Here is a 22,450-nt window from a genome sequence, read left to right on the forward strand (position 1 = left end):
GGGGGAGACCGTTAAATGAGCAGTGAATTATTAGATGCTCTCACGATTCTTGAAAAAGAAAAAGGCATCAGTAAAGAAATTATCATCGAAGCAATCGAAGCTGCGTTAATTTCTGCTTATAAGCGGAATTTTAATCAAGCGCAAAATGTACGGGTGGATCTAAACCGTGAAACTGGCTCCATCCGTGTATTTGCAAGAAAAGATGTCGTTGACGAAGTATACGACCAGAGATTAGAGATCTCAATTGAAGAGGCACAGGGCATCCATCCGGAATATATGGTCGGCGATGTCGTCGAAATCGAAGTTACACCTAAGGATTTCGGGCGCATAGCTGCTCAAACAGCGAAGCAGGTCGTCACACAGCGTGTGCGCGAAGCTGAGCGCGGCGTGATCTATTCTGAATTTATCGACCGTGAAGAAGACATCATGACAGGGATCGTCCAGCGTCTGGACAATAAATTTATCTACGTGTCTTTAGGCAAAATAGAAGCCTTGCTGCCGGTTAATGAGCAAATGCCGAATGAAAGCTACAAGCCCCATGACCGCATTAAGGTATATATCACAAAAGTAGAAAAAACAACGAAGGGCCCGCAGATTTATGTGTCAAGAACACATCCAGGCCTGTTAAAGCGTTTGTTTGAAATTGAAGTGCCTGAAATTTATGATGGAACTGTCGAGCTAAAATCTGTTGCCAGAGAAGCCGGCGACCGTTCGAAAATTTCTGTTCGCACAGATGATCCTGACGTGGATCCTGTCGGTTCATGCGTAGGGCCTAAAGGCCAGCGTGTGCAAGCAATCGTCAATGAATTAAAAGGTGAAAAAATTGACATTGTCAACTGGTCCAGTGATCCTGTAGAATTTGTCGCGAATGCGCTCAGCCCTTCCAAAGTGCTTGATGTCATCGTTAATGAAGAAGAAAAAGCGACAACTGTTATTGTTCCTGATTACCAGCTGTCTCTGGCAATTGGCAAAAGAGGACAAAACGCACGCTTAGCTGCTAAACTGACAGGCTGGAAGATTGATATTAAGAGCGAAACGGACGCAAGAGAACTTGGAATCTATCCGAGAGAACTTGAAGAAGATGATGAGCCGCTCTTTACGGAGCCTGAAACTGCTGAATCGGATGAATAAGAGGTGACTTTAGGTGAATAAACACAAAAAGATCCCATTACGCAAATGTGTAGTGACTGGTGAAATGAAGCCTAAAAAGGAACTGATCCGAGTTGTACGGTCAAAAGAAGGCGAAATCTCAGTAGACCCGACCGGAAAAAAGAATGGGCGGGGTGCTTATTTAACGCTGGATAAAGAGTGCATCTTAGCAGCAAAAAAGAAAAACACTTTGCAAAATCAATTTCAATCACAAATCGATGACCAGATTTTCGATGAATTGCTGGAACTGGCGGAAAAGGTGAAAAAATAAAATGTCTGGAATGGAATGGTTTCCCTTGCTGGGTCTGGCCAATCGAGCTCGTAAGGTCGTGTCAGGCGAAGACTTGGTAATAAAAGAAATCAGGAATGCGCGTGCAAAGCTTGTCCTGCTTACAGAGGATGCATCATCTAACACAGCAAAAAAAGTAACTGACAAGTGCAATTATTATAAAGTCCCTTATAAAAAAGTCGAGAGTCGCGCGGTTCTTGGACGCTCTATCGGTAAAGAAGCCCGTGTCGTTGTCGCCGTCACTGACCAAGGTTTTGCGAATAAGCTGATCAGCTTGCTCGATTAATATTTTTGGGGGTGAACGAATGGCTAAAATGAGAGTATACGAATATGCAAAAGCGTTAAATGTTTCAAGTAAGGAAATTTTGACCGCACTGAAGAACATGGATTTAGAAGTGAATAATCACATGGCCATGCTTGAAGAAAAGGCCATTAAAAAGCTAGATGCCAAATATAAAAAAGGCGGCGCAGCTGCTAAATCTCAAAAGCCAGCAGAAACGAACAAAAACAAACAGCCACAAGGGGTTAATCAGCAATCAGCTGGAAATCAACCAAATAAAATTCGAGACGGAAAGAAGAATGACGTGCAGAATAATCAATTTAACAAAAACAAGAAGAATAACAACAACAAAAAAAATAAACGCAACAACAACAATAATAAAAACCAACATCAGCAAAAGCCTGTAAAGCCGAAAAAAGAGCTTCCTGAGAAAATTACATTCTCTGGCACTTTAACAGTTGGCGCACTTGCTGAAGAGCTTGGCAAAGAGCCTTCAGAAATCATTAAAAAGCTGATGCTTCTTGGCGTAATGGCAACTATTAACCAAGAGCTTGATAAAGACACAATCGAACTCATTGCATCAGAATATGGTGTTGAAACAGAAGAGGTCATTGTGCTTGAAGAAACAGAGCTGGAAAAATACGAAGAGCCTGATAATGAAGAGGATCTTGAAATTCGTCCTCCTGTCGTGACAATCATGGGCCACGTTGACCATGGGAAAACAACGCTTCTTGACAGCATCCGTAAAACAAAGGTTGTTGAAGGAGAAGCAGGCGGAATCACTCAGCATATCGGCGCTTATCAAATTGAAGAGAACGGCAAGAAAATCACGTTTTTGGATACACCGGGCCACGCCGCATTTACAACAATGCGTGCACGCGGTGCAGAAGTAACTGATATTACGATTCTTGTCGTAGCTGCCGATGACGGTGTCATGCCGCAAACAGTTGAAGCGATTAACCATGCAAAAGCAGCAGAGGTTCCAATCATCGTTGCTGTGAATAAAATAGATAAAGAATCCGCAAACCCTGACCGTGTGATGCAAGAACTGACGGAATACGGACTTGTCCCTGAAGCTTGGGGCGGAGAAACCATTTTTGTGCCGCTTTCCGCTTTAACTGGAAAAGGCATTGATGAGCTCGTTGAAATGATTTTGCTTGTCAGTGAGGTAGAGGAACTGAAAGCGAATCCGAACCGTCAGGCAAAAGGAACGGTTATTGAAGCTGAACTCGATAAAGGCAGAGGGTCAGTCGCGACATTGCTCGTACAGACTGGAACACTGCATGTCGGTGATCCGATCGTAGTCGGCAATACATTTGGCCGTGTCCGTGCAATGGTTAACGACATTGGCCGCCGTGTGAAAACTGCCGGCCCGTCAACTCCGGTTGAAATTACCGGTTTGAATGATGTCCCTCAAGCGGGAGACCAATTCCTTGTCTTTAAGGATGAAAAAACAGCTCGTTCTGTCGGTGAAGCCCGTGCTTCGAAACAGCTTGAAGAGCAGCGCAGCGATAAAGCGAAGCTCAGTCTTGATGATTTATTCGAGCAAATTAAGCAAGGTGATGTAAAAGACATCAACCTCATCGTAAAAGCTGACGTTCAAGGATCTGCTGAAGCTTTAACGGCTGCACTTCAAAAAATTGAAGTAGAAGGCGTTAAAGTGAAAATCATCCATACAGGCGTTGGTGCGATTACTGAATCAGACATTATCTTGGCATCTGCTTCCAATGCAATTGTTATCGGGTTTAATGTGAGACCGGACGGAAATGCTAAGAGTACGGCTGAAGCTGAAAATGTAGATATTCGACTTCACCGTATCATTTACAAAGTAATCGACGAGATCGAAGCTGCCATGAAAGGTATGCTTGATCCTGAATATGAAGAAAAAGTAATTGGTCAAGTAGAAGTACGCCAAACATTCAAAGTATCTAAAATCGGTACAATTGCCGGCGGATATGTTACTGAAGGAACCATTACGCGCGACAGCGGCCTCCGTTTAATTCGTGACGGCGTCGTCATCTTTGAAGGCGAAGTAGATGTTCTGAAACGCTTTAAAGACGATGTGAAAGAAGTTTCACAAGGCTATGAATGTGGTATTACAATTAAGAAATACAATGACATTCGTGAAGGTGACATCCTTGAAGCGTTTGTCATGCAAGAAATTGAAAGAACGTGATCGGATTTGCGGAGTGTGAATGCATCATTTATGATGCAGGATCGCTAAAAGAAAAGCGTGCCGTTCTGAAGCGGGTTTTAACCAGGGTTCAAAACAAGTTCAATGTTTCGATTTCGGAGATTGGCTATCAGGACACCTGGCAAAGAACCAGCTTCGGAATCGCCGCTGTTTCTTCCTCTCGCGTTCAAACAGAAAAAGAACTGCAACGCGTCCTAGCGTTTATCGATTCTTTTCCTGAAATTGAACGGACGATCACTAGGACAGAGTGGTTTTAACTTAGAGGTGATTGAATTGAGTATGAGAGCAAACCGTGTCGGCGAGCAAATGAAAAAAGAACTCGGTGATATTATCAGCCGCAAGCTGAAAGACCCGAGAATTGGTTTTCTGACAGTAACGGATGTACGTGTATCAGGTGATTTGCAAATTGCAAAGGTGTATATCTCGGTTCTCGGTGACGAGAAAAAACGGGAAGAAGCGCTGAAAGGGCTGGCAAAAGCGAAAGGATTTATCCGATCCGAAATCGGCAGCCGCATCAGACTTCGAAAAACGCCTGAAATTGAATTTGAGTTCGATGAATCAATCGATTACGGGAATCGGATCGAAACACTGATTCACGAATTACATTCAGAGAAACCATCTGAATAAAAAATGAGAGGATAGGCGTATATCGTCTGTCCTCTTTCTTCGTTTAAAAGAAAAAAGCTCAAAAGAAGGAGTGAAAGGCAAATGGTTAACGGAGTTCTCCTTTTACATAAACCTGTTGGCATGACATCGCACGACTGTGTCATGAAGATCCGAAAGCTGTTAAAAACAAAAAAAGTAGGACATACAGGAACGCTCGATCCGGAAGTGTCAGGCGTGCTTCCGATTTGTGTAGGAAGAGCGACAAAAATAGTCGAATACTTAACTGAAAAATCTAAAACGTATGATGCAGAAATAACGCTTGGCTTTTCAACCACTACAGAGGATCAAACCGGAGAAACGGTGGAAGCAAAGCCTGTCAATCACGACATTGATAAAGCGGATGTAGAAAAGGTTTTAAACAGTTTAAAGGGAAAACAAGAACAAATTCCGCCCATGTATTCCGCTGTAAAAGTAAACGGCAAAAAATTATACGAATACGCAAGAGCAGGGATTGAAGTAGAACGTCCGAAACGTATGATAACCATTGAAGACATTGCCCTGACGACAGAGATTAAACATCATGGAGAAACCGCAAGCTTCCGGTTTACAGTGACTTGCTCCAAAGGGACCTATGTAAGGACGCTGGCGGTCATGATCGGAGAAAAGCTCGGATATCCGGCTCATATGTCTCATTTAATCCGTACGGCATCCGGAGATTTTTCTCTCGACGAATGCTTTACTTTTGATGAGCTCGAAGCACAGGCCCAATCCGGAACCGTGGAAGAGCATACAGTTCCTATTGAACGTGCGCTCAATCATTTGCCGAAATGGATCATAAGTGATACATTAGCTAAGAAAGTAGAAAATGGGGCTTTGCTTGAGACGCCCGAGCAGTTTTCTGAAATGACAAGTGAAGACCGTATCGCTGTCTTTACTGAATCCGGAACCTGTTTGGCGATCTATTTCCCTCATCCTGCAAAAAAAGGGCTGTTAAAGCCGGCAAAAGTATTGATGCAAAAAAGCGAACAATAGAAAAAAGGTGACCGTTCTGTGAAGACGATACATATTACACATCCTCATCATTTAATAAAAGAGGAGCAGGCAAAATCAGTGATGGCGTTAGGATATTTTGACGGCGTTCATCTCGGGCATCAAAAGGTAATCGGCACAGCGAAGCAAATAGCCGAAGAAAAAGGTCTGACATTGGCTGTGATGACCTTTCATCCCCATCCTTCTCACGTGTTGGGCAGAGATAAGGAACCTAAGGATCTGATTACGCCTCTTGAAGACAAAATAAATCAAATTGAACAATTAGGTACAGAAGTTCTGTATGTCGTTAAATTTAATGAAGTGTTTGCTTCTCTTTCTCCTAAGCAGTTTATAGACCAGTATATTATCGGCCTTAATGTACAGCACGCAGTGGCAGGCTTTGACTTTACGTACGGCAAATACGGCAAGGGAACAATGGAGACCATGCCGGATGATTTAGACGGAAAAGCTGGGTGCACAATGGTAGAAAAATTGACGGAGCAGGATAAAAAAATCAGTTCTTCGTATATCCGTACCGCGCTTCAAAACGGAGATGTTGAATTGGCGAATGTCTTGCTTGGACAGCCATATTTTATTAAAGGAATTGTCATTCATGGTGATAAAAGAGGGCGGACCATCGGTTTTCCGACAGCGAATGTCGGTTTAAATAACAGCTATATCGTTCCGCCCACAGGTGTATATGCCGTAAAAGCGGAAGTGAACGGCGAAGTTTACAATGGCGTTTGCAATATTGGCTATAAGCCGACGTTTTATGAAAAGCGCCCTGAGCAGCCTTCCATCGAGGTCAATCTGTTTGATTTCGATCAGGAGGTATATGGAGCCGCTATAAAAATCGAATGGTACAAACGGATTCGGAGCGAGCGGAAATTCAATGGCATCAAAGAATTAACAGAGCAAATTGAGAAAGATAAGCAGGAAGCCATCCGTTATTTCAGCAATTTGCGGAAATAACTTGCAACGCACGCAAATTTTATTCTAAAATATTTGCATATAGGCACGATTTTTAGTATGATAGTTTTCGTAGTCTTAAAACCATTGCTTGGCAATCCGAAGTCACCGACGGTTGCTAGGTAACTGGGGCTAAATATGATTTGGAGGTGAAACAGGATGGCAATTACTCAAGAGCGTAAAAACCAACTCATCAATGAGTTCAAAACACACGAATCTGATACTGGATCTCCAGAAGTTCAGATCGCTATCCTAACTGACTCAATTAACAACTTGAACGAGCATTTACGTACTCACAAGAAAGACCACCACTCACGTCGCGGTCTTCTTAAAATGGTAGGTAAGCGTCGTAATCTTCTTACGTATCTGCGTAATAAAGACGTAACTCGTTACCGTGAGTTAATTAACAAACTAGGCTTACGTCGATAATCGTAAAAAGCGGGAGGATTCCCGCTTTTTTATCGTATTAAAGCGAAATTTCTTATAACAAATCATTGAAATCCTTTTACATACTACTTTGACATTGATATGTTCAATTCATTTCGTTCATAATAGGAGTAATTGATTATTTCACACAACGAAGAGAGGAGTTCGTAATTGTATGGGACAAGAAAAACATGTCTTTACCATAGATTGGGCCGGAAGAACGCTTACTGTTGAAACCGGCCAGCTTGCCAAACAGGCAAATGGTGCTGTGATGATCCGCTACGGTGATACAGCAGTACTTAGTACAGCAACCGCTTCAAAAGAACCTAAACCGCTTGATTTCTTCCCTCTTACTGTAAACTATGAAGAAAGATTATATGCGGTAGGGAAAATTCCGGGCGGATTTATTAAAAGAGAAGGACGTCCAAGTGAAAAAGCGGTTCTTGCCAGCCGTTTAATTGACCGTCCGATCCGTCCTTTGTTTGCCGATGGATTCCGTAATGAAGTTCAAGTCATCAGCATTGTCATGAGTGTTGACCAAAACTGCTCTTCAGAAATGGCTGCCATGTTCGGTTCATCTCTTGCACTTTCTGTATCGGATATTCCGTTTGAAGGACCGATTGCAGGGGTTACTGTCGGACGCATTGATGATCAATTTATCATTAACCCGACAGTCGATCAGCTTGAAAAAAGCGATATCAATCTTGTCGTTGCCGGCACGAAAGATGCGATTAACATGGTAGAAGCGGGAGCGGACGAAGTTCCTGAGGAAATCATGCTTGAGGCCATTATGTTCGGCCATGAAGAGATTAAACGCCTGATTGCATTCCAAGAAGAAATTGTTGCAGCAGTCGGCAAAGAGAAATCTGAAATTAAGCTCTTTGAAATTGATGAAGAGCTTAATGAAAAAGTAAAAGCTTTGGCAGAAGAGGATCTGCTGAAAGCCATCCAAGTTCATGAAAAGCATGCCCGTGAAGATGCCATTAACGAAGTGAAGAACGCAGTTGTGGCAAAATTCGAGGATGAAGAACATGATGAAGACACAATCAAGCAAGTGAAGCAGATTTTATCCAAGCTGGTGAAAAATGAAGTTCGCCGCCTGATTACTGAAGAGAAAGTAAGACCGGATGGCCGCGGTGTCGATCAAATCCGCCCGCTATCTTCAGAGGTTGGCCTCTTGCCAAGAACGCACGGTTCAGGTCTATTTACAAGGGGACAAACTCAGGCCCTCAGCGTATGTACGCTAGGTGCTCTGGGAGATGTGCAAATCCTTGACGGCTTAGGTGTCGAAGAGTCGAAACGGTTTATGCATCATTACAACTTCCCGCAATTCAGCGTTGGGGAAACAGGACCGATGCGCGGACCGGGACGTCGTGAAATCGGACACGGAGCACTGGGTGAGCGTGCGCTTGAGCCAGTTATTCCGTCTGAAAAAGACTTCCCTTATACTGTCCGTCTTGTTTCAGAAGTGCTTGAATCAAACGGTTCTACATCTCAAGCAAGCATTTGCGCAAGCACACTTGCAATGATGGATGCTGGTGTACCGATTAAAGCGCCAGTTGCTGGTATTGCGATGGGTCTTGTCAAATCAGGCGAACATTACACTGTCTTGACTGACATCCAAGGCATGGAAGATGCGCTCGGAGATATGGACTTTAAAGTAGCGGGAACTGAAAAAGGCGTAACGGCCCTGCAAATGGACATTAAAATTGAAGGCCTTTCCAGAGAGATTCTTGAAGAAGCGCTTCAGCAGGCGAAAAAGGGCAGAATGGAAATCCTCAACAGCATGCTTGCAACATTAAGCGAATCAAGAAAAGAGCTTTCTCGATATGCGCCTAAGATCTTAACAATGACCATTAATCCTGATAAAATCCGCGATGTCATCGGACCAAGCGGAAAACAAATCAATAAGATCATCGAAGAAACCGGTGTTAAAATTGATATTGAGCAGGACGGCACAATCTTTATTTCCTCTACAGATGAAAGCGGCAACCAAAAAGCGAAAAAAATCATCGAAGACCTTGTTAGAGAGGTTGAAGTCGGCCAACTTTACCTAGGTAAAGTGAAACGGATTGAAAAATTCGGGGCTTTCGTTGAAATTTTCAGCGGAAAAGACGGTTTGGTGCACATTTCAGAGCTTGCGCTTGAACGAGTAGGGAAAGTTGAAGATGTTGTAAAAATCGGAGACGAGATTCTTGTCAAAGTCACTGAAATTGATAAACAAGGACGAGTGAATTTATCCCGCAAAGCGGTGCTCCGTGAAGAGAAAGAAAAAGAAGAACAACAATCTTAAATGAAAACATAAAAGGAGCCTGGGAGACCCGGCTTCTTTATTTTGAAGCTTTTCAAAAGCAGGCGGGTTCTACCTTGTCCTTCTCCTTCATAATGTGAGGTGAGGGGGGACAGAACATGTACAAAAAATTTGTACCGTTTGCCGTTTTTTTATTTCTTTTTTTTGTCTCATTTGAGATGATGGAAAATCCGCATGCACTTGATTATATAGGGGCAATGAAAAAAGATACGGTGACTGTCACGGCGTCAAAAGACCCGTTATATGAAGAATTGCTTCAAAAAGCGCCGGAGTACGAAGTTAAGCCCCAGAATGCAAGAATTGATAAAGTGTGGAAAAGCATTCCAGGCTACAATGGATTAAAGGTCAATATTGAACAATCATATAAAAAAATGAAAAAGCATGGTGAGTTTCGGGAAAAAGATTTGGTGTACAGTCAAGTAAAACCAAGTGTTCATCTTGAGTCACTTCAGCCTGAGCCTATTTATAAAGGAAATCCTGACAAACCGATGGTGGCTTTTTTAATCAATGTGGCATGGGGAAATGAGTATTTGGAAAAAATGCTCCCTATTCTGCAAAAGCACCAGGTTAAAGCTACGTTCTTTTTAGAAGGCAATTGGGTGAGAAACAATGAAAAGCTCGCTAAGAAGATTGCAAAAGACGGACATGAAATCGGAAATCATTCATACAATCATCCGGATATGAGCAAACTGACTACAGGAAGAATTTCCGAGCAGCTCGACAAGACTAATGAACAAATAGAACAAACGATCGGCGTTAAGCCAAAGTGGTTCGCTCCGCCAAGCGGAAGTTTCAGAAAAGCGGTTATCGACATTGCAGCAGAGAAACAGATGGGAACAGTCATGTGGACAGTTGATACAATCGATTGGCAAAAGCCGGCTCCGTCTGTACTTCAGACGAGAGTGTTAAGCAAGATACATAATGGTGCCATGATTTTAATGCATCCGACTGACCCTACGGCGGAAAGTCTTGAAGCGCTGATTACAAAGATAAAAGACAAAGGATATGCGCTTGGAACAGTCACTGAACTAATGGATGAAACAAGACTATTGAAGTAACAGATGAAGGCAGCTTGTCTTTGAATAGGAGGAACAAATTTGATTAAACGATATACGTGTCAAAATGGTGTAAGAATTGTGCTGGAAAATAATCCGACAGTCCGTTCTGTTGCGATCGGCGTATGGATCGGCACAGGGTCGAGACATGAAACGCCGGAGATAAACGGAATTTCTCACTTTTTAGAGCACATGTTCTTTAAAGGGACGAGCACAAAATCTGCACGCGAGATAGCAGAATCTTTTGATCGTATTGGCGGCCAGGTCAATGCGTTTACTTCAAAGGAATATACCTGCTACTATGCAAAGGTGCTTGACGAGCATGCGAATTACGCGCTGGACGTATTAGCAGATATGTTCTTTCATTCAACGTTTGATGAAAACGAGCTGAAAAAAGAGAAAAATGTAGTATATGAAGAAATTAAAATGTATGAAGATGCGCCGGACGACATTGTACATGATTTATTGAGCAAAGCCACTTACGGCAATCATTCTTTAGGCTACCCAATTCTAGGCACGGAAGAAACGCTTGCTTCCTTTAACGGTGACTCTCTCAGACAATACATGCATGATTATTATACGCCGGACCGAGTGGTGATTTCGGTAGCGGGCAATATATCTGACAGTTTTATCAAAGATGTAGAAAAATGGTTCGGGTCATACGAGGCGAAAGGCAAAGCGACAGGCCTTGAGAAGCCTGAGTTCTACACGGAAAAACTGACGAGAAAAAAAGAAACAGAGCAGGCTCATTTGTGCCTTGGATTTAAAGGCTTAGAGGTTGGCCATGAACGTATTTATGATTTAATCGTCCTCAACAATGTGCTCGGAGGCAGCATGAGCAGCCGGCTGTTCCAAGATGTGCGTGAAGATAAAGGACTTGCTTATTCTGTTTACAGCTATCACAGCTCATATGAGGACAGCGGAATGCTCACTATTTACGGCGGAACGGGTGCAAATCAGCTTCAGCAGCTGTCGGAAACAATTCAAGAAACCCTTGCCACATTAAAACGTGACGGCATTACCTCGAAAGAACTGGAAAACAGCAAAGAGCAAATGAAGGGAAGCTTAATGCTGAGCTTAGAAAGCACAAACAGCAAAATGAGCCGAAACGGAAAAAATGAACTGCTGCTCGGCAAACATAAAACATTAGATGAAATCATCAATGAATTAAACGCCGTGAACTTAGAGCGTGTTAACGGCCTTGCCAGACAATTGTTTACCGAAGACTATGCATTAGCACTTATCAGCCCTTCCGGCAATATGCCGTCTTAAAAAGGAAAGCCTGCTCCATAATGGAGCAGGCATTTTTTAATCCCTTTCATCATACATAGTACAAGGGGGTGACAGACATGCGGCTCAGTGAATTATCAGGAAAGGAAATTGTAGACATCAAAAGAGCTGAACGGCTCGGAGTGCTCGGCCAGACCGATTTGGAAATCAATGAACAGGATGGACAGATTACAGCACTCCTCATTCCCACAGTTAAGTGGTTTGGTTTGAGAAAGCAAGGTCATGACATTCGTGTCCCATGGCACCATATTCAAAAGATCGGTTCAGATATGATTATATTAGATGTACCTGAGGAAATGCCTCCTCGACAAGAGTAAATAGCCCAATTGACTGTGAAGCGGGCTCTAAAGAAAACATCTGAAACATCGGCTGCCGGAGCCGATGTTTTTTTATATGGAAAAAGCGCATCTTTTATATTCACCAGTATTTTCTTTTGATCATAAGATGAAGGGGAGCTTAACAACTAGAGATCCAGTATATACAAAGAAGGTGAACGTTTAGAATGTTAACCGGATTGAAAATTGCAGTTATCGGCGGTGACGCAAGACAGCTCGAAATTATAAGAAAGCTCACTGAACAGCAGGCTGACATCTATCTTGTCGGTTTTGACCAATTGGATCACGGTTTTACCGGGGCAGTAAAATGCAATATTGATGAAATTCCTTTTCAGCAAATAGACAGCATCATTCTTCCAGTATCCGCGACAACAGGAGAAGGTGTCGTATCGACTGTATTTTCTAATGAAGAAGTTGTGTTAAAACAGGACCATCTCGACAGAACGCCTGCACATTGTGTCATTTTCTCAGGAATTTCTAACGCCTATTTAGAAAACATTGCAGCTCAGGCAAAAAGAAAACTTGTTAAACTGTTTGAGCGGGATGACATTGCGATATACAACTCTATTCCGACAGTAGAAGGAACGATCATGCTGGCTATTCAGCACACGGATTATACGATACACGGATCACAGGTGGCCGTTCTCGGTCTGGGGCGCACCGGGATGACGATTGCCCGTACATTTGCCGCGCTCGGGGCGAATGTAAAAGTGGGGGCAAGAAGTTCAGCGCATCTGGCACGTATCACTGAAATGGGGCTCGTTCCTTTTCATACCGATGAGCTGAAAGAGCATGTAAAAGATATAGATATTTGCATTAATACCATACCGAGTATGATTTTAAATCAAACGGTACTTTCTAGCATGACACCAAAAACCTTAATATTGGATCTGGCCTCACGTCCCGGGGGAACGGATTTTAAATATGCCGAGAAACAAGGGATTAAAGCACTTCTTGCTCCCGGGCTTCCAGGGATTGTCGCTCCTAAAACAGCTGGGCAAATCCTTGCAAACGTCTTGAGCAAGCTTTTGGATGAAATACAAGCTGAGGAGGGGAAATAAGGATGTCGTCATTAAAAGGAAAAAGAATCGGGTTTGGGCTGACCGGGTCGCATTGCACATATGAAGCGGTTTTCCCGCAAATTGAGGCGTTGGTCAATGAAGGAGCTGAAGTCCGTCCGGTTGTCACATTTAATGTAAAATCCACAAATACCCGATTTGGAGAGGGCGCAGAATGGGTTAAAAAAATTGAAGACCTGACTGGATATGAGGCCATTGATTCGATTGTAAAGGCAGAACCTCTTGGACCGAAGCTGCCCCTTGACTGCATGGTCATTGCGCCTTTAACAGGCAATTCAATGAGCAAGCTGGCAAATGCCATGACGGACAGCCCGGTGCTGATGGCGGCAAAAGCGACAATCCGAAACAATCGGCCTGTCGTTCTGGGTATCTCGACAAATGATGCTCTTGGTTTAAACGGAACAAATTTAATGAGGCTCATGTCAACAAAAAATATCTTTTTTATTCCATTCGGGCAAGACGATCCCTTTAAAAAACCGAATTCAATGGTAGCCAAAATGGATCTGCTACCGCAAACGATTGAAAAGGCACTCATGCACCAGCAGCTTCAGCCGATTCTAGTTGAGAATTATCAGGGAAATGACTAAATTTACAGAAAATCTTTCCCAAACTAAAAAATTCGGTCATCACCCGCATATTCTATGGTAAAATAAAACGTAAAATCATAGTCAAATCAATTCAATGAAGCTGATTGGCGGAAGGAGTTTTACAGATGGGAAGAGGTTTACACGTAGCTGTTGTCGGAGCGACAGGGGCTGTGGGACAACAAATGCTTAAAACACTTGAAGACAGAAACTTTGAAATGGACACACTTACATTGCTATCTTCAAAACGCTCTGCGGGGACAAAAGTCACGTTTAAAGGCCAAGAGCTGACTGTTCAGGAAGCTTCTCCTGAGAGCTTTGAAGGGGTAAATATTGCTTTGTTCAGCGCCGGCGGAAGCGTATCACAAGCATTGGCACCAGAAGCTGTAAAACGCGGCGCTATTGTTATAGATAATACGAGCGCGTTCCGCATGGATGAAAATACACCGCTTGTTGTGCCAGAAGTGAATGAGGCAGATTTGCATGAACACAACGGCATTATTGCCAATCCAAACTGCTCTACAATCCAAATGGTTGCGGCACTTGAACCGATCCGCAAAGCATATGGCTTAAACAAGGTCATCGTATCAACTTACCAGGCAGTATCAGGAGCGGGTAATGAAGCTGTAAAAGAGCTTTACAGCCAAACACAGGCGATTTTAAATAAAGAAGAAATAGAGCCTGAGATCATGCCTGTAAAAGGTGACAAAAAACACTATCAAATCGCCTTCAACGCGATTCCGCAAATCGATAAATTCCAAGATAACGGCTATACGTTTGAGGAAATGAAAATGATAAATGAAACGAAAAAAATCATGCACATGCCTGACCTTCAAGTTGCGGCTACATGTGTGAGACTGCCAATCCAAACTGGGCACTCAGAGTCCGTCTACATTGAGGTAGACCGTGATGACGCTACAGTTGAAGATATTAAAAATCTATTGAAAGAAGCTCCGGGCGTGACACTTCAGGATGATCCAAGCCAGCAGCTTTATCCGATGCCTGCTGATGCTGTCGGCAAAAACGATGTGTTTGTGGGCCGCATCCGCAAAGACTTGGACAGAGCAAACGGTTTTCATTTATGGGTTGTTTCTGATAACCTATTAAAAGGCGCGGCATGGAACTCTGTTCAAATTGCAGAAAGCCTGAAAAAACTAAACCTCGTATAAAAGAGAGAATTTTCTAAAGACGAATAGAAGAGAGTAAGGCGCTATCAGCCTGCTCTCTTCTGTTACGTCCGAATAATTTGGAGTGAAAACAGTGAAGATAATTGTTCAAAAGTTCGGCGGAACATCAGTAAAAGATGATAAAGGCCGCAAACTGGCTTTAGGGCATATTAAAGAAGCAATCAGTGAAGGATATAAGGTTGTCGTTGTCGTTTCAGCGATGGGCCGAAAAGGAGACCCGTATGCAACAGATTCTTTGCTCGGGCTGCTTTACGGCGATCAATCAGCGATTTCTCCTAGGGAACAGGATTTGCTTTTATCTTGCGGAGAGACTATTTCCTCTGTCGTCTTTACAAGCATGCTGCTTGATAACGGTGTGAAAGCAGCTGCGCTGACAGGGGCTCAGGCTGGCTTTTTAACGAATGATCAGCATACCAATGCAAAAATCATTGAAATGAAACCGGAGCGTTTATTCAGTGTGCTCGCCAATCATGATGCGGTAGTCGTCGCAGGCTTCCAGGGCGCAACTGAAAAGGGTGATACAACAACAATCGGCAGAGGGGGCAGCGATACGTCTGCAGCCGCACTCGGAGCAGCTGTTGATGCGGAATACATCGATATTTTCACCGATGTAGAAGGCGTGATGACTGCTGACCCAAGAGTGGTGGAAAATGCAAAACCGCTTCCTGTTGTGACGTATACAGAAATCTGCAACCTGGCGTATCAGGGGGCCAAGGTCATTCATCCGCGTGCTGTGGAAATCGCAATGCAGGCCAAGGTTCCGATCCGCGTCCGTTCGACTTATTCGAATGATAAAGGTACATTGGTGACATCACATCACTCTTCCAAGGTCGGCAGTGATGTTTTTGAAAGGCTGATTACGGGAATCGCCCATGTCAAAGATGTCACGCAGTTCAAAGTGCCTGCGAAAATCGGCCAGTATAACGTTCAGACTGAAGTGTTCAAGGCTATGGCAAACGCTGGAATCAGTGTCGATTTCTTTAACATTACACCTAGTGAAATCGTCTATACGGTAGCCGGAAATAAAACAGAAACAGCTCAGCGTATTTTAATGGATATGGGCTATGATCCAATGGTGACGAGAAACTGCGCGAAGGTATCGGCGGTCGGCGCGGGCATTATGGGTGTTCCCGGTGTTACGTCCAAAATTGTATCGGCTCTTTCAGAAAAAGAAATTCCGATCCTTCAGTCGGCTGACAGCCATACGACGATATGGGTGCTCGTCCATGAAGCGGATATGGTTCCTGCTGTAAACGCTTTGCATGAAGTGTTTGAACTTTCGAAGTAAATGTGATTGAATCATGATGAGGTGAATAAAATGAATTTCGGAAATGTGTCTACAGCGATGATTACACCCTTTGACAATAAAGGGAACGTAGACTTTCAAAAACTGTCTACACTGATTGATTACTTGTTGAAAAACGGAACGGATTCTTTAGTAGTAGCGGGAACAACTGGAGAATCTCCGACCCTTTCAACTGAAGAAAAAATTGCGCTTTTTGAATATACGGTAAAAGAAGTAAACGGACGGGTGCCCGTTATCGCTGGTACTGGAAGCAACAACACGAAAGATTCCATTAAGCTGACAAAAAAAGCTGAGGAAGCGGGCGTGGACGCTGTTATGCTTGTTACCCCGTATTACAATAAACCTTCTCAAGAAGGAATGTACCAGCATTTTAAAGCAATTGCGGCAGAGACATCTCTTCCGGTTATGCTCTATAATGTTCCTGGCCGTACGGTTGCTTCTCTTGCTCCTGAAACGACGATCCGTTTGGCGGCGGACATTCCGAATGTGGTTGCGATTAAAGAAGCGAGTGGAGACCTAGAAGCGATTACAAAAATTATTGCTGAAACACCGGAAGACTTCTATGTCTATTCAGGGGATGACGCTCTGACGCTTCCTATTCTTTCAGTTGGAGGAAGAGGAGTTGTATCAGTGGCGAGCCATATTGCAGGCTCTGATATGCAGCAAATGATCAAAAATTATACGAATGGGCAAACAGCTAATGCGGCACTGATCCATCAGAAACTGCTGCCGATTATGAAGGAACTGTTTAAAGCGCCTAATCCTGCTCCAGTCAAAACAGCGCTTCAGCTGAGAGGTCTTGATGTCGGTTCTGTGCGTCTGCCTCTAGTCCCGTTAACTGAGGATGAACGTCTGAGCTTAAGCAGCACGATCAGCGAACTGTAAGAAAATTTCATACAGTGAAACAAACGCGGTCATTCTCACATCCAGCTGAGTTTGACCGTTTCTTTTACATATTGGTTTTCCCTAAACCTTCTGCTTTATCTTGTTTTCTAAATTTACTTTCAGTTATAATAGGAACAAGTGATGATGGACGGGTATGAGACTAGGAGGATATAGATTTTGAAAAAGAAAAATACAGAAAACGTTAGAATTATCGCCCTTGGCGGTGTCGGAGAGATTGGGAAGAACCTTTATGTCATTGAAATTGACTCAGACATATTTGTCGTTGATGCCGGCCTTATGCATCCAGAAAACGAAATGCTCGGTATTGATGTAGTGATTCCTGACATATCATATTTGATTGAACGGGCTGACCGCGTCAAGGCAATCTTTTTAACGCACGGGCACGATGAAAATATCGGCGGCGTTTTTTACTTATTAAACAAGCTGTCCGTTCCAGTGTACGGAACAAAACTGACGCTTGCACTGTTAAGAGAGAAATTAAAACAATACGGACATAACCGAAAAACTGATTTAAGAGAAATTCACTCAAAATCTGTCATTACATTTGAATCAACAAAAGTATCGTTCTTTAGAACGATTCACAGCATTCCTGATTCTGTAGGTGTGAGCTTTAAAACATCACTTGGATCTATTGTATGCACGGGAGACTTCAAATTTGACCAAACACCTGCACTTAATCAGACGTGCGACATTGGCGAGATCGCCAAGATCGGTAATAGCGGCGTGCTCGCTCTGCTTTCTGACAGTGCAAATGCAGAACGGCCGGGTTACACCCCTTCGGAAGCGGCTGTCAGCGGAGAAATTTCGGATGCGCTGTATAATTCACAGAACCGGGTGATTATTGCAGTATTCGCATCCAATATTAACCGGATTCAGCAAGTCATTCATGCAGCGGCTCAAAATGGCAGAAAGATTGCCGTAGCCGGAAAAAATCTTCAATCTGTCCTGCAGCTGGCGAGAAAGTTAGGATACATTGAAGCAGATGATGAATTGTTTATTTCTGTACAGGATGTCAAAAAATATCCGAAGCGCGAAGTGGCCATTATTACAGCCGGAAGCCAAGGTGAACCATTAGCTGCTTTGACAAGAATGGCAAACAAAGCTCACAAACAGCTGAACATTGAAGAAGGGGATACGGTGGTCATTGCGTCAACTCCGATTCCCGGGCAGGAACTCATTTACTCTAAAACAGTAGATCTTCTTGCGAGAGCCGGTGCACAAGTCATCTTTGCCCAAAAGCGTGTTCATGTATCAGGCCACGGCTCACAAGAAGAGTTAAAGCTGATGATCAACCTGCTTAAACCAAAATATTTGATTCCTGTAAACGGCGAATACAGAATGCAAAAAGCTCATTCAAAAATCGCTGAAGAAACCGGCATGAAGCGCAGTGACATCTTCTTAATTGAAAAAGGAGACGTCGTTGAATTCCGCGGCCAAAACGTAAAAATTGGGGATAAAGTTCCTTACGGCAATATTTTAATTGATGGTTTAGGTGTCGGTGATATCGGCAATATCGTATTGAGAGACCGCCGCTTGCTTTCACAGGACGGAATTTTAATCGTTGTCATTACACTTGATAAACAAAAGAAACATCTTGTATCAGGACCAGAAATTATCACTCGCGGCTTTGTTTATGTAAGAGAGTCTGAAGGTCTAATCGTACAGGCTACTGAGCTCGTCCGGTCCATCGTGACAGAAGCGACTGAAACATCAAATGTCGAATGGTCAACGCTGAAGCAGGCAATGCGGGATGCTTTGAACCAATTCCTTTATGAAAAAACGAAACGTAAACCGATGATCATCCCAATTATTATGGAAGTATAATGACTGACTAAAGACCGGAGCTGCTCCGGTCTTTATTTTTTGTCCTTCAAGCCGGGATTGAATGAAGTATCTTTGTTCATAATACAAAGAGAAACTCGGAAAGGATGAAAGCGAGATGGATCATCGTATGGAAAACACAGAAGAAGAGCGTCCTGAAAAAAATGATGCGAAGGACAGCATTATGAATAAAATACAGCAGCTTGGTGAAACGACGCTTCCGCAGCTGCCCCAAGATACAAATATTCATTGTCTGACCATTATCGGACAAATTGAAGGCCATGTTCAGCTTCCTCCGCAAAACAAAACAACAAAATATGAACATGTCATCCCGCAGATTGTGGCAATTGAACAAAATCCCAAAATTGAAGGCTTGCTGATCATATTAAATACTGTCGGAGGAGATGTTGAAGCTGGTCTTGCAATAGCGGAAATGCTTGCATCTTTATCGAAACCGACCGTTTCTATCGTGCTTGGCGGGGGGCATTCCATCGGCGTTCCGATTGCTGTATCCTGTGATTACAGCTATATCGCCGAAACAGCAACGATGACGATTCATCCAGTTAGGCTCACCGGGCTGGTCATCGGGGTGCCGCAAACGTTTGAATACCTGGATAAGATGCAAGAAAGAGTTGTTAAATTTGTGACAAGCCATTCCAATATAACCGAAGAGAAATTTAAAGAGCTAATGTTTTCAAAAGGAAACTTAACACGCGATATCGGAACAAATGTAGTCGGTAAGGATGCAGTTAAATACGGATTGATCGATCACGCAGGCGGTGTCGGACAGGCAATCAATAAACTGAATGAGCTCATCGACGAAGCAAGGAAAGAAGAAGGACGGATGATTCAATGATTCTTTATACCGTGATGCCGCAGGAAATTGTGTTTGCAGAACAGAACCAAGAGACAAGCGCACATGAGCAAATTGAATATAAAGGTGTACCGCTTCTAGTCGAAATGAAAGGGAATGAAGCGGAAGTCATTCAAATCATGAGCACCAATCCAATGCATTTTCTGCATCCGGACATTTCACCCGGACAAAAGCTGAAATTAAACGTATAAGAATCCAACCCTTTTTTAAGGGCAAAATATGCTATAATAGGGGAATCCTACAGAAAAAACGCAGCCTGTAAACGGCTGCTTTCTTCATTATGTATGAACTTACATTTTTTAACGCAGTAAGGTGATGAGTGTGGCAAAGAAAAAACGAAAATCAAGAAAAAAACAGGCGAAACAGCTAAATATAAAATACGAGCTCAACGGATTGCTGTGTATAGCCATTTCAATTATCGCAATCTTGCAGCTGGGGGTAGTCGGGCAAACGTTTATCTATTTGTTCCGCTTTTTTGCTGGAGAGTGGTTTATTTTATGCTTGTTAGGTTTATTGGTGTTAGGAGTCTCACTGTTTTGGAAGAAAAAAACCCCAAGCCTTTTAACGAGACGAAAGGCCGGGTTGTACTGTATCATCGCAAGCATATTGCTGCTTTCTCACGTGCAGCTATTTAAAAATTTGACGCACAAAGGGTCTATTGAGTCTGCAAGCGTGGTGCGCAATACGTGGGAATTGTTTTTAATGGACATGAATGGCAGCTCTGCTTCACCTGATTTAGGCGGAGGGATGATCGGTGCGCTGCTGTTTGCGGCTTCACACTTTTTGTTTGCGTCGACTGGTTCTCAGATCATGGCGATTGTCATGATTTTGATCGGAATGATTTTAGTAACAGGACGCTCGCTACAAGAAACGCTAAAAAAGTGGATGAGCCCGATTGGACGTTTTATAAAAGAACAATGGTTAGCATTTATTGATGATATGAAATCCTTCAAATCAAATATGCAGTCATCGAAAAAAACGAAAGCGCCGAGCAAAAAACAAAAACCGGCCCGCAAAAAACAGCAAATGGAACCGGAGCCTCCTAATGAAGAGGGGGATTATGAAACAGTATCGCCTCTTATTCATTCAGAGCCGATTATCTCAAGCTTTTCTGATCGTAATGAAGAGGAAGAGTCTCCAGTTATAGAAAAGCGCGCCGAACCTGTGTCGAAGCCGCTTCAGGACATCCAACCGGAGACAGGTGATCAGGAAACTGTTTCTGCTCCTCCTATGACCTTTACAGAGCTCGAAAATAAGGATTACGAGATGCCGTCACTGGATTTGCTGGCAGATCCGAAGCATACCGGCCAGCAGGCTGATAAAAAGAATATTTATGAAAATGCCAGAAAGCTTGAACGCACATTCCAAAGCTTTGGCGTAAAGGCGAAAGTCACACAGGTTCATCTCGGACCGGCCGTAACAAAATATGAAGTATATCCTGATGTCGGAGTGAAGGTTAGCAAAATTGTCAATTTAAGCGATGATTTAGCGCTTGCGCTTGCTGCGAAGGATATCAGGATCGAAGCGCCTATACCAGGCAAATCAGCAATCGGAATTGAAGTTCCAAACGCAGAAGTGGCAATGGTTTCGCTGAAGGAAGTGCTGGAGTCTAAATTGAATGACAGACCGGATGCGAAGCTGTTAATTGGACTCGGCCGCAATATTTCAGGTGAAGCTGTATTGGCTGAGTTAAACAAGATGCCCCACCTTTTGGTCGCAGGCGCAACCGGTAGCGGGAAAAGTGTCTGTGTCAACGGCATTATTACAAGTATTTTAATGCGCGCGAAACCGCATGAAGTGAAAATGATGATGATCGATCCTAAAATGGTAGAGCTAAATGTCTACAACGGGATTCCGCATTTGCTTGCTCCGGTTGTAACCGATCCGAAAAAAGCGTCGCAGGCTTTGAAAAAGGTTGTCAATGAAATGGAGCGACGGTACGAATTATTTTCTCATACGGGTACACGAAATATTGAAGGATACAATGATTATATAAAACGCGCCAACAATGAAGAAGGAGCGAAACAGCCAGAGCTGCCCTATATTGTTGTCATTGTGGACGAGCTTGCCGATCTCATGATGGTCGCTTCATCTGATGTGGAAGATTCGATTACGAGATTGTCCCAAATGGCGCGGGCTGCTGGCATCCATCTTATTATTGCGACACAGCGGCCATCGGTGGATGTTATCACAGGGGTGATCAAAGCGAACATTCCGTCACGAATCGCGTTCAGCGTATCTTCACAGACGGATTCAAGGACCATTCTTGACATGGGTGGCGCTGAGAAGCTTCTTGGCCGCGGCGATATGCTGTTTTTACCTGTAGGGGCTAATAAACCTGTCCGTGTGCAGGGAGCATTTTTGTCGGATGACGAAGTGGAGAAGGTCGTCGACCATGTGATTACGCAGCAGAAAGCGCAATATCAAGAAGAAATGATTCCTGAGGAGACAACGGAAACTCATTCCGAGGTTACTGATGAACTTTATGATGAAGCTGTTGAATTAATCGTCGGCATGCAGACGGCATCTGTTTCAATGCTGCAAAGAAGATTCAGAATCGGCTATACGAGAGCGGCGCGCCTGATTGACGCAATGGAGGAACGCGGTGTTGTCGGACCGTATGAAGGCAGCAAACCTAGGGAAGTATTATTATCAAAAGAGAAATATGATGAGCTCTCTTCTTAATGAAGGGAGTTCCGCTTTCTATAGTTGTCAATAATAACATTATGTAAACTAATCACCTTTCTATTTATTTTTTCG

Annotated in this window: 22 protein-coding genes; all 22 read left to right on the top strand. The window is 43.4% G+C overall.

Annotated elements, in window-relative coordinates:
* Window positions 1-15 precede the first annotated feature (15 nt).
* The 22 genes from nusA (at window position 16) to spoIIIE (ending at window position 22,375) form a co-directional block, all read left to right on the top strand.
* Window positions 16-1,131, top strand: a complete 1,116-nt coding sequence (gene nusA / locus QF06_RS07350; RefSeq protein ID WP_003231912.1) for a transcription termination factor NusA — start codon at window positions 16-18, stop codon at window positions 1,129-1,131.
* Between the two features lie 13 nt (window positions 1,132-1,144).
* Window positions 1,145-1,420 (top strand): glucose-induced regulator RulR, encoded by a 276-nt coding sequence (rulR, locus tag QF06_RS07355; RefSeq protein ID WP_009967250.1) that lies wholly within the window; start codon window positions 1,145-1,147, stop codon window positions 1,418-1,420.
* A 1-nt stretch (window position 1,421) separates the two neighbouring features.
* Window positions 1,422-1,724: a YlxQ family RNA-binding protein gene (locus tag QF06_RS07360; RefSeq protein ID WP_003220946.1), complete on the top strand. Its 303-nt coding sequence runs from the start codon at window positions 1,422-1,424 to the stop codon at window positions 1,722-1,724.
* Window positions 1,725-1,743: 19 nt separating this feature from the next.
* Window positions 1,744-3,894, top strand: coding sequence for a translation initiation factor IF-2 (gene infB, locus QF06_RS07365; RefSeq protein ID WP_014479801.1), 2,151 nt, complete (start codon window positions 1,744-1,746; stop codon window positions 3,892-3,894).
* Complete coding sequence (locus QF06_RS07370; protein WP_003231905.1) at window positions 3,891-4,169, top strand: DUF503 domain-containing protein; 279 nt, start codon at window positions 3,891-3,893, stop codon at window positions 4,167-4,169. Before infB ends, QF06_RS07370 begins: the two co-directional genes overlap by 4 nt.
* Before the next feature lie 16 nt (window positions 4,170-4,185).
* Window positions 4,186-4,539, top strand: coding sequence for a 30S ribosome-binding factor RbfA (gene rbfA / locus QF06_RS07375; RefSeq protein WP_009967251.1), 354 nt, complete (start codon window positions 4,186-4,188; stop codon window positions 4,537-4,539).
* 81 nt (window positions 4,540-4,620) lie between these two features.
* Entirely contained in the window at window positions 4,621-5,550 is a 930-nt protein-coding gene (truB, locus tag QF06_RS07380) for a tRNA pseudouridine(55) synthase TruB (RefSeq protein WP_015715891.1), read from the top strand.
* An 18-nt stretch (window positions 5,551-5,568) separates the two neighbouring features.
* On the top strand, window positions 5,569-6,519 hold the full coding sequence (gene ribF / locus QF06_RS07385) for a bifunctional riboflavin kinase/FAD synthetase (RefSeq protein ID WP_014476827.1): 951 nt from the start codon (window positions 5,569-5,571) through the stop codon (window positions 6,517-6,519).
* Window positions 6,520-6,675: 156 nt separating this feature from the next.
* Window positions 6,676-6,945, top strand: a complete 270-nt coding sequence (rpsO, locus tag QF06_RS07390; protein ID WP_003220957.1) for a 30S ribosomal protein S15 — start codon at window positions 6,676-6,678, stop codon at window positions 6,943-6,945.
* A 172-nt stretch (window positions 6,946-7,117) separates the two neighbouring features.
* Window positions 7,118-9,235 (top strand): polyribonucleotide nucleotidyltransferase, encoded by a 2,118-nt coding sequence (pnp, locus tag QF06_RS07395; RefSeq protein WP_003231897.1) that lies wholly within the window; start codon window positions 7,118-7,120, stop codon window positions 9,233-9,235.
* 116 nt (window positions 9,236-9,351) lie between these two features.
* Window positions 9,352-10,311 carry a polysaccharide deacetylase family protein gene (locus QF06_RS07400; protein ID WP_015715892.1) on the top strand — a complete coding sequence of 320 codons (960 nt, stop codon included), beginning with the start codon at window positions 9,352-9,354 and terminating at the stop codon, window positions 10,309-10,311.
* A gap of 39 nt (window positions 10,312-10,350) precedes the next feature.
* Window positions 10,351-11,580, top strand: a complete 1,230-nt coding sequence (locus tag QF06_RS07405; RefSeq protein WP_021479282.1) for a M16 family metallopeptidase — start codon at window positions 10,351-10,353, stop codon at window positions 11,578-11,580.
* Between the two features lie 77 nt (window positions 11,581-11,657).
* On the top strand, window positions 11,658-11,915 hold the full coding sequence (locus tag QF06_RS07410; RefSeq protein ID WP_003231890.1) for a YlmC/YmxH family sporulation protein: 258 nt from the start codon (window positions 11,658-11,660) through the stop codon (window positions 11,913-11,915).
* A gap of 185 nt (window positions 11,916-12,100) precedes the next feature.
* On the top strand, window positions 12,101-12,994 hold the full coding sequence (gene dpaA / locus QF06_RS07415; RefSeq protein WP_021479280.1) for a dipicolinic acid synthetase subunit A: 894 nt from the start codon (window positions 12,101-12,103) through the stop codon (window positions 12,992-12,994).
* Between the two features lie 2 nt (window positions 12,995-12,996).
* Entirely contained in the window at window positions 12,997-13,599 is a 603-nt protein-coding gene (dpaB, locus tag QF06_RS07420; RefSeq protein WP_003231884.1) for a dipicolinate synthase subunit B, read from the top strand.
* Between the two features lie 125 nt (window positions 13,600-13,724).
* Window positions 13,725-14,765 (top strand): aspartate-semialdehyde dehydrogenase, encoded by a 1,041-nt coding sequence (gene asd / locus QF06_RS07425; RefSeq protein ID WP_014479807.1) that lies wholly within the window; start codon window positions 13,725-13,727, stop codon window positions 14,763-14,765.
* 91 nt (window positions 14,766-14,856) lie between these two features.
* A complete protein-coding gene (gene dapG, locus QF06_RS07430; protein WP_015483233.1) occupies window positions 14,857-16,071 on the top strand; it encodes an aspartate kinase in 1,215 nt (404 codons plus the stop codon).
* A 30-nt stretch (window positions 16,072-16,101) separates the two neighbouring features.
* Entirely contained in the window at window positions 16,102-16,974 is an 873-nt protein-coding gene (gene dapA / locus QF06_RS07435) for a 4-hydroxy-tetrahydrodipicolinate synthase (RefSeq protein ID WP_014476832.1), read from the top strand.
* A gap of 177 nt (window positions 16,975-17,151) precedes the next feature.
* Window positions 17,152-18,819, top strand: coding sequence for a ribonuclease J2 (gene rnjB / locus QF06_RS07440; protein ID WP_003231875.1), 1,668 nt, complete (start codon window positions 17,152-17,154; stop codon window positions 18,817-18,819).
* A gap of 115 nt (window positions 18,820-18,934) precedes the next feature.
* The gene (tepA, locus tag QF06_RS07445) at window positions 18,935-19,672 is read left to right on the top strand and encodes a translocation-enhancing protein TepA (RefSeq protein WP_003245712.1); all 738 of its coding nucleotides are present in this window, start codon (window positions 18,935-18,937) and stop codon (window positions 19,670-19,672) included.
* A complete protein-coding gene (gene tepJ / locus QF06_RS07450) occupies window positions 19,669-19,881 on the top strand; it encodes a YlzJ-like family protein (RefSeq protein WP_003231871.1) in 213 nt (70 codons plus the stop codon). The genes tepA and tepJ overlap by 4 nt, the downstream gene beginning before the upstream one ends.
* 130 nt (window positions 19,882-20,011) lie before the next feature.
* Complete coding sequence (gene spoIIIE / locus QF06_RS07455; RefSeq protein WP_041850823.1) at window positions 20,012-22,375, top strand: DNA translocase SpoIIIE; 2,364 nt, start codon at window positions 20,012-20,014, stop codon at window positions 22,373-22,375.
* The last annotated feature ends 75 nt before the right edge of the window (window positions 22,376-22,450 follow it).

The sequence above is a fragment of the Bacillus sp. YP1 genome (assembly GCF_000877815.1).
GTDB classification, from domain to species: Bacteria; Bacillota; Bacilli; order Bacillales; family Bacillaceae; genus Bacillus; species Bacillus subtilis.

Excerpts from the sequence above, each read along its gene's own strand:
- nusA (WP_003231912.1), top strand. The coding sequence starts at position 16 with ATGAGCAGTGAATTATTAGATGCTCTCACGATTCTTGAAAAAGAAAAA.
- QF06_RS07360 (WP_003220946.1), top strand. The coding sequence starts at position 1,422 with ATGTCTGGAATGGAATGGTTTCCCTTGCTGGGTCTGGCCAATCGAGCT.
- infB (WP_014479801.1), top strand. The coding sequence starts at position 1,744 with ATGGCTAAAATGAGAGTATACGAATATGCAAAAGCGTTAAATGTTTCA.
- truB (WP_015715891.1), top strand. The coding sequence starts at position 4,621 with ATGGTTAACGGAGTTCTCCTTTTACATAAACCTGTTGGCATGACATCG.
- rpsO (WP_003220957.1), top strand. The coding sequence starts at position 6,676 with ATGGCAATTACTCAAGAGCGTAAAAACCAACTCATCAATGAGTTCAAA.
- pnp (WP_003231897.1), top strand. The coding sequence starts at position 7,118 with ATGGGACAAGAAAAACATGTCTTTACCATAGATTGGGCCGGAAGAACG.
- QF06_RS07400 (WP_015715892.1), top strand. The coding sequence starts at position 9,352 with ATGTACAAAAAATTTGTACCGTTTGCCGTTTTTTTATTTCTTTTTTTT.
- QF06_RS07410 (WP_003231890.1), top strand. The coding sequence starts at position 11,658 with ATGCGGCTCAGTGAATTATCAGGAAAGGAAATTGTAGACATCAAAAGA.
- dpaA (WP_021479280.1), top strand. The coding sequence starts at position 12,101 with ATGTTAACCGGATTGAAAATTGCAGTTATCGGCGGTGACGCAAGACAG.
- dpaB (WP_003231884.1), top strand. The coding sequence starts at position 12,997 with ATGTCGTCATTAAAAGGAAAAAGAATCGGGTTTGGGCTGACCGGGTCG.
- asd (WP_014479807.1), top strand. The coding sequence starts at position 13,725 with ATGGGAAGAGGTTTACACGTAGCTGTTGTCGGAGCGACAGGGGCTGTG.
- dapA (WP_014476832.1), top strand. The coding sequence starts at position 16,102 with ATGAATTTCGGAAATGTGTCTACAGCGATGATTACACCCTTTGACAAT.
- tepA (WP_003245712.1), top strand. The coding sequence starts at position 18,935 with ATGGATCATCGTATGGAAAACACAGAAGAAGAGCGTCCTGAAAAAAAT.
- tepJ (WP_003231871.1), top strand. The coding sequence starts at position 19,669 with ATGATTCTTTATACCGTGATGCCGCAGGAAATTGTGTTTGCAGAACAG.